At 74.0% G+C, this 7,645-nt stretch carries 5 protein-coding genes and 2 pseudogenes; 5 read left to right on the plus strand and 2 right to left on the minus strand.

Features of this window, described 5'->3' with window-relative positions; translation table 11 throughout:
- Together ACFV4F_RS41335 and ACFV4F_RS41340 are read left to right on the plus strand one after the other, a co-directional pair.
- Positions 1 to 656: pseudogene (locus ACFV4F_RS41335) on the plus strand (HEAT repeat domain-containing protein); the annotation flags it as partial.
- A gap of 45 nt (positions 657 to 701) precedes the next feature.
- A complete protein-coding gene (locus ACFV4F_RS41340; protein ID WP_380510812.1) occupies positions 702 to 1,769 on the plus strand; it encodes a hypothetical protein in 1,068 nt (355 codons plus the stop codon).
- A gap of 30 nt (positions 1,770 to 1,799) precedes the next feature.
- Here ACFV4F_RS41340 and ACFV4F_RS41345 read toward each other — a convergent pair whose 3' ends face one another.
- Entirely contained in the window at positions 1,800 to 3,275 is a 1,476-nt protein-coding gene (locus ACFV4F_RS41345) for an alpha/beta hydrolase (RefSeq protein WP_380510815.1), read from the minus strand.
- 347 nt (positions 3,276 to 3,622) lie between these two features.
- Entirely contained in the window at positions 3,623 to 3,829 is a 207-nt protein-coding gene (locus ACFV4F_RS41350; protein WP_380510817.1) for a hypothetical protein, read from the minus strand.
- Between ACFV4F_RS41350 and ACFV4F_RS41355 the strand changes: the two are divergent.
- The 3 genes and pseudogenes from ACFV4F_RS41355 to ACFV4F_RS41365 form a co-directional block, all read left to right on the plus strand.
- Positions 3,829 to 4,023: pseudogene (locus ACFV4F_RS41355) on the plus strand (MBL fold metallo-hydrolase); the annotation flags it as partial. The gene ACFV4F_RS41350 and the pseudogene ACFV4F_RS41355 overlap by 1 nt on opposite strands.
- A gap of 160 nt (positions 4,024 to 4,183) precedes the next feature.
- Positions 4,184 to 4,738: a hypothetical protein gene (locus ACFV4F_RS41360; protein WP_380445277.1), complete on the plus strand. Its 555-nt coding sequence runs from the start codon at positions 4,184 to 4,186 to the stop codon at positions 4,736 to 4,738.
- 12 nt (positions 4,739 to 4,750) lie between these two features.
- A complete protein-coding gene (locus ACFV4F_RS41365) occupies positions 4,751 to 7,585 on the plus strand; it encodes a M48 family metalloprotease (protein WP_380510820.1) in 2,835 nt (944 codons plus the stop codon).
- Positions 7,586 to 7,645: the final 60 nt, after the last annotated feature.

Here is a 7,645-nt window from a genome sequence, read left to right on the forward strand (position 1 = left end):
CCCCGGACCCGGCCGTTCGTGAGGCCCCCCACCGCCCCGCCGGGCACCTCCTGAACGCCCCCGAACTCGCCGACCGCGTACCGGAGGCAGCGCAGCACCTCCGCCGGCTCCTCGCGGACAGCGCCGACCGCCGCGAGCGCGCGGCAGCCGTCCTGACGCTCGGCGCCTGGCACCAGGACACCGCCGAGCTGCTCGACGACGCCGATCCCGCCGTCCGCGCCTGCGCTGCGCTCGCCCCCGTGGCGGCCGCCGACCCCCGTGCCACCCGGGTGCTCCTGGCCGCACTCGAGGACCCGAAGGCCGCCGACGGCTGGTTCCCCGAGCCGCTGCCGCAGTTCGACGGCTGGTTCCGCTTCACGCTGCTGGCCGCGGCGATCGACCGGGTCGACGATTTCGCCGAGCTGCTCCCGGCGGCGCTGGCGCTGGTCCCGATCGCCGACGACTTCACGGTGGAACGGGACTGGGGCCCGCTGCTCGTGAAGGCCCTGCCGGACGGATTCCCCGCCGACGCCGAACCGACCGCCGCCCAACGCGCGTTCCTGCGGGCCGTCGCCGCCAACGACGGCTGCTGGGGCACCATCGGCAACAAGATCATCTGGCTCCGCAGGGTCGGGCTGCCGGAGGACCGCGCCGAGTTCCGGCGGTTGGTGGGCTGACGGCGGTCCCGAAGGTGTGTCAGTGGGGGATGGTAGGAAGGGGGAATGATCAGCAGTGCGGAGGTCGGGGTCGTCGCCCGTAACCTGGCGGACGCGGGCAGCGGCCTGCGGTGGAGCGGCGAGGGCCTGCGCGAACTCGCCGGCCGGCTCGGCTGGGAGTGGGCGGACGGGTCGGACGGCCGCGTCCGCCTCGTGACCGCGCTGCCGGGCGGTGACGCGGCGCTCGTGCCGGTCGAGGCGCGGGCGCGCCCGTGGGCCCGGTCCCAGGAGTACCTGGAGCTGGTGGTCCCGGTCAGCCGTCCGGCCGCTGAAGTGCACGCGCAGGTCGAGGAGTTCCGACGGGTCGCCGATGCACTCCGGCAGGAGCTCGGGAACGCGACCTACATCGGCGGCAACGGCCGGAACAGCCCGACCGGACAACGGCTCGCTCCCTCCTGGGGCAGGCCGTTCCTCCGGTGGCGCAGGGGGGCGACGAGCCTCGAACTCCGCGCGGGCGGAGCCGGGCCCGAACTCGTCCTGCAGGCGAGCGCCGTGTGGGAGTCCTGGTACCAGAAGGGCGGCGACGGATACGTCGGGGTCCTCCAGGGCGCCGGACTCGAACTGGACCACCCCCGCCCGGAGTACGCGGGCGAGTGGGACGAACTGGCCCTCGGCGGATTCCTGCAGATGCTGCCCGCCGAGGTCAGGGCCACCGGCCTGGCCCAGAGCATGCCCCTGTACGGGTGCTCGATCGGCGACGGCCCCCTGCTCTTCGCCATCGACTGCAGGGACGGCCGCCTGCTCATCGGGTACACCGAAGCCGGTGTCGCCGAGGCTGCCCGGGGCGAGCGGGCCGCCGCCCTCGGGTGGACCCCGATCGAGGAGACGCTCCCGTCCGACCACCCGCTGCGCCCGCAGTTCGGGTGCACGCCGTGGCTGATCGACGCCGGCGGCCCGGGCGGGGTCGACGGTGCCGTGACGGACGTGATCGTGCGCACCGCCCGTGCGGCCGGCGTCGCGTCCGCCTCCGGACTCCGCATCGGAGGCGAGGCGGAGCACGTCGTCATCGAGGGCACGACGGGGCACACGCGGTACCACATCGGGTTTCCGGGGCTCCGCATGCGTACCTGCTGACGGGGGCGGGCGCGACGAAGCTCCAGGCCGTCAGCAGCTTCCGCCCGCTCGGACCGGGACCAGGCCGACGAGGTAGGCGTCGACCGCGTCGGTGACGCAGGCGTTGCCGCGGCCGTAAGCGGTGTGCCCGGGGCCCCGGTAGGTGAGGAGCATGCCGCCGGGCAGCTGGGCGGCGAGGGCCTGGGCCTCCTCGTACGTCGTGGCCGGGTCGCCGGTGGTGCCGACCACGAGGACGGGCGGCAGTCCGGCGGGGGTGGCGCGGTGGGGCTTGAGCGGGCCTGCGGGCCAGGTGCGGCAGGTGAGGGTGGAGAGGACGCTGCCGGCGCCGAACACGCCCGCCTCCCGGTGGGCGCGGTCGAGCAGGTCCCAGTACGCCTGCGGGTCCGCGGGGTAGGGGGTGTCGAGGCAGTTGACGGCGGTGAGGGCGGCGTCGGAGTTGTCGGGAGCCTGGTCGCCGCCGGTCTCCGGGCCGTCGTCGTGGTGGCCGGGGTCCGGCTCGGCGAGGGCGATCAGCTTCGCGGCGTTGCCGCGCCGGGCGGCGCCGAGGGCCTCGGACAGCGGTTGCCACTGGGAGTCCGGCGAGTACATCGACGTGGTGATGGCGGTGTGCAGGGTGTTCTGGTCGAGGCGCCGCTCCGGGCCCGTGGCCGGCGCGGAGTCGCGGGCGGCCGTCTCGTACAGGTCGGTGATCAGGGCACGGATGCCGTCGGGCGTGCCGGCGGGGCAGGCCTGGCCGACGACCGCCGCGCAGCGGTCGGCGTAGTCGTCGACGGCCCGCTGGAAGCCCTTCGCCTGGCGCAGGGCCAGCCCGGCCCAGTCGAGCGACGGGTCGACGGCGCCGTCGAGGACCATGGCCCGCACCCGGTGGGGGAACTGCTCGCCGTAGATGGTGCCCAGGTAGGTGCCGTAGGACCAGCCGAGGTACGTGAGCTTGTCGTCGCCGAGGACCGCGCGCAGGACGTCGAGGTCGCGTGCTGCGTCGAGGGTGCCCACGTGGGGGAGGATTCCGGCGCTGCGGGCCTTGCACGCGGCGGCCTCGCGGTCGGCGTCGGCGAGCGCCGCGGCACGCTCGGCGGGGGTCCGAGGGTAGAGCGGTGCGGGCGTCCCGGAGGCGGTCGGGCCCGGGTTCGCGGGTTCGTCGGGCGGCGTGCAGTCCAGGGCGGGCTGGCTGCCCGCGACGCCGCGCGGGTCGAAGCCGATGATGTCGAACCGCGCCCTGGCCTGCTTGCCGAAGGAGTCGAGGCCGCCGGACTTCAGGGTCTCGACCCCGGAGCCGCCGGGCCCGCCCGGGTTGAAGACCAGCGACCCGATCCGCCGGGCGGGGTCGTCCGCGGGGTGCTTGACCAGCGGCAGGGTGAAGGTCTGCCCGCTGCCCGGCTGTGCGTAGTCGAGGGGAACGGTCAGCGCGGCGCACTGCAGGCCGTCACCGCAGGGGCTCCAGCGGGCCTGCTGGCCGTAGTAGCCGGCGAGGTCCGGCCGGACGGCGGGCTCGGTGGTGGCGGGCATGGCCGCCGCCGCCGCCGCGGGTGGGGCGGGCGGGACGGCAGGCCCCACACAGCCGGCGAGTGCCGCCGTGCCCAGCAGGGCCAGCGCGGCGACGACCCGGCGCGGGACGGCCGCTGGCCGGGGACCACGTCCGCCATGGGCAAGGTGTTGCACTGTGCCTGCTCCGCTCTCTTCGGGTGTCGTCCCACTGCGACGGTTTCGGCAGTCTCGGTGGCGGACCCTGAGGATTCGGTGAGGTCGCGTGGTGCCCCGAACGCGGCGAGGCCGCGCCGACGCCCGCGCACGTGTGCGGGGCCGTCCGGGGTGCAGCCGCTGCCGGGGAACCGGCCCATCGGCTGAGGGCTGGGTCAGGGCCGCGGCGGGGGTGAGTCCGACGCCGGGCACGAGCCGGTGGGTGCCAGGACGGGGCGGTGGGCCGTCATCGGCGTCGCCCGGAAGCTGCTCGCCCGGCCGAGCAGCGTGAGGGCCTCCTCGGAGGAGGAGCCGGCGGCCGCGGTGCACACGACGAGCACCTGGTCCGGTGAGCGGGTGATCGACAGGATCTGCTGCGTCACCGTCGGCCAACTCCGGCTTCTGCGAGGATCCGGCGCGGTCCCGTGCCACCCGGCACGAGCTGCTCGGCCGCACCGCTGACCACCTCGCGCTCCTCTTCCCGGCCCACTTCGGCGGCCGGGGTGCCGTACGAGTCGTACGCGAGGGTGCGAAGTTCGCGGTCAGGGAATGGGCGGACCTCGCCTACCTGTCCTGACCTCGCCTACCTGTCGCTCGGTGTCCTGAGCGGTTCGGTCGGGCGACCGGCCTGACCGGAGCTGCGGACCCCTTCTTTCCCCGAACTGGTCCCTCGGCGAGACATGAATGGTCAAATCGTCTTCAAGGAAAGACAATTGACTGGTCTTCATGGAGGTCGAGTGGAAGCGAACGCGGCTACCGGCGGCGAGATCGAGGTCCGGACGGTCGTGCGCGACGTGGTGGCCGAGGTCGCGCCGGAGGAACTCCCGATCCTCGCGGGCCTGGCCGGCTTCGACGACGACACGGTGGTGGCGCGGTTCGGCCGGAGGGCGCGGGACGAGCCGCTGGGATTCGGCCTGGACGAGCTCGCGGTCCTGGTCACGCCGACGGTGTGGCTCGCGGTGGACCAGGCGGCCCGTCGATTCGGGACCGCGGCCGCCGACGGGGCGGCCGGCGGCCTCAAGGCGGCCGTGCGCCGGATCGCCCGCCGGAAGAAGGCACCGGTGGTGGTACCCGCTCTCACCCCCGAACAGTTGGCCGAGGTCCGTCGACAGGTCCTGGAGTCGGCCGTTCGACTGGGCTTCAAGGAACAGCGCGCGATGGTGATCGCCGACAGCGTGGTGGCCCGCCTGGCGCTGGCGGCCACCAGTGAACCGGACCGGGAGAGCGCTCATGACGACGACTCGGACGATCCGGGCGACCCGGACCACGGCGACGCACCGTCCCCGGCCTAGGAGGCGACGCCGATGAGGGCGCAGCCGCGCTTCGACGAGCGGGCGGTAGGCGCGGGGACCACCATGCGCTTCGTGCTGCTGGTGGCGCTCCTGGTGGTGAGTAGCGGGTCGATGCTGACGCAGGTCATCTACCTGCGTGCCATCTCGCCGAGTCAGCACGGCGCGGGCTGTCTGCTCGCGGCGGGGGGCGACCCGTACGACACTCCGGATTCGGTTCTCCTCATGACGGGGCTCAACCAGCCTGCCGCGTACGAGGCCTGTGTCGCCCGCTACGAGCCGAGCCCGGCGTGGTGGCTGGCTCCGGCCTGCGCGGTGCTGCTGACGGCCGTGGCCGGCGTGCTGTTCCTGCTCCTGCCCCGCTGGAAGGCCCGGAGCGCCCGGTGCGTCCCGCTGGCCGTGATGGACGCGGACGGCGCGATCGCGCGGGAACTGGCGGCCCTGGCAGCCTCGGCCGGTCTGGCCCGGATGCCCCGGGTCGTCGTCGATCCGACGGCGGTGGCCTCCGGCAGCGCCGTGGTGTTCGGCTGGAACGGGCGGCCCACGATCCGGTTGGCCGGCGGCTTGCTGTCCCGGCGGATCGCGGAGCCCGATCGCTTCCGTGCCGTCCTGCTCCATGAGTTGGCGCACGTCCGCAACGGTGATGTCACGCTGACCTATGCCACGATCGCGCTGTGGCGGGTGTACGTCCTGCTCGTGATGCTTCCCTACACGGCATGGTTCCTCGCGGATCTGCCGGCCTTGGTGCGGGCCGTCGACTGGCCGCAGCAGGTACCCGGTGTGGTCCGCAGCGTCACGCTCTCGGTGGCCATGGCCGTGCTGGTCTACCTCGCGCGGTCGGACGTGCTGCGCAGCCGGGAGATCCACGCCGACCTCACCGCAGTGCGCTGGGGGGCGCCTCCGCACGGCTGGGCGGGCGAGACGACGGCTCCGGTCGGCGGAGCGTTCCGCCGTGCCGCCGGATCCTTCGCCGAACTCTGGCGTGCCCACCCGCGCTTCGACGTGCGGCGGCACTCCCTGACGGACCCGGAAGCGCTCTTCGACCTGCGGGCGCTGCCGATGTTCCTGACCGGCGCCGCGGCCGCACTCTTCGGCACACAGGTGGACGGCTACCTGGTCTCTCATGGGCTGGACGGTGTGTGGTTCCAGCAGGCGGCGGAGGTGGTGGCCGCCGGGTTCGTCACCGGGGTGGCCGCGGTGGCGATCTGGCGTGCCGTGCTCTACGCCGTGGCGACCGGACGCCGCCCGCCCTCCGGCGTGCGCTCGGGCCTGTTCCTCGGGGTGGGGATGGCCGCCGCCGAGGCCGTCGCCGGGGGACTCACCGTCGGTCACTGGGCGCCCGAACGGCCGTGGGCCCTGGTTCTGATCATCCTCGCCGGCGCCGTGTACGGGTGCTGGACGGCCCAGTGCGCGCTGCTCTGGAGCAGGGTCTGGACGGGCCGCTCCATCGTCCCGGCGATGCTGGTCTGCCTGGCGGCCGGTTGTGCGGCGATGTCCTGTTGGTTCGTCTGGTGGCACCGGGAAGGAGCGACGATCGCCCTCGGGGCGGCCTTCAACCCGGGCAGCGCGTACCGGCTCTTCCCGGTTGCGGACGTCAGCCGCTCGACGAGCGCCGCGCTGGTGGCCACGATGCAGACGGTGGCGGACCCGCCGCTCGCCCTCTTCGCACTCCTCGGCCTGTGGGTGGTGCCCCTGCTGGCCTGGGTCGTTCGCCCACCGGCCGGGGTCCCCGGCTGGCTGGCCGCCGCCGTACCGGGTGATCGGCTCGCCGGCGTTGCCGCCGGGCCGCGGAAACCCCTGCCGCAGCTGCGACGGCTGCTGGTCGCCGTACTGGTCGGAGGGTTGACCGGTTGGGCCGGCCTCATCGCCGCGACGGCCTGGCTGCACACCCGGATGCCGGAGTACGAGGACCGCGTGCTCCTCTCCATCATGACCTACCTGGTGCTCTGGGCGGCTTCCCTGGTGCTGGCGGCGGCGGTTGCGGCCGGTGTCGCGAGCGCGGTGAGCCACCGCTACCGACTGCTCGTGGCAGTCATCACGGCCGAGCTCGCGGTGCTCCTCGCGGCTGCGGCGACCTTCCTCACGGAGTCGTCCGGCGGGTGCGTCGAAGCGCTGAGGACGTTCTATCCGTCGTGCAGTTGGCACCCGGGCGGGACGTGGGACCTGCTCTCCCTCATCCTGGGGCCCGTTCTCGTCCTCGGCGGTGCGGCGGCGCCGGTGGCCGCATCCCTGGTCTGGGCCGTCCGCCGACTACGGCCTGCCGCAAGGGAGACCGCACCCGCCGTCACCCGGGCGGCCCGGGCCGGTCGCCGCCTCCTCACCGTACGTCGCATGGGCGTGGGCCTCGCGTGCACCGTCGCGGTGGCGGTGAGCAGCGTGCTCTGGAGCGCGCCGTCCCAGGGCGACTCCTCCGCGGACCGGACTCCGCCGTCGGTCGACCAGGCGCCACCGGCTCCTCGCACCAGGGCCTTCCAGGTGGTGGCCTGGTGGACCCACGGCGGAGAAGAGCTGTCGAGGCGGTACATGGCCGTCACCCGGGACTTCGGAGCCCTGCTGGAGAACGGGCACGGAGCCGTCGAGGGCTCCGCGGTCCGGCCCCACTGCGAGAGGATCAGGACCGTCGCCACGGACGCGGCCGCGTACTTCCGGGTGCCCGAGCCCCAGGCGCAACTGCACTGGCAGGAGTTCGTCGCCCACCTGACGAAGAGCGGCCAGGACTGCGACGGCGCCGTTCGTGACAACGACGGCGACCTGTTGATGTCGGCGCTGAAAGAAGCCGCCACGGCGGGCGAACACGCCAACCAGGTGGGGCGCCGGATCATCGCCGTCGGAAAGGAAGGCGGTCTCTGACGAGCCTGGACGTCCTTGCGTCACGGTGATCCTCCAGGATCCTCCAGGATCCTCCAGCCG

Origin of the sequence: Kitasatospora sp. NPDC059722 (genome assembly GCF_042733235.1) — a bacterium.
In the GTDB taxonomy this organism is placed as follows: domain Bacteria; phylum Actinomycetota; class Actinomycetes; order Streptomycetales; family Streptomycetaceae; genus Kitasatospora.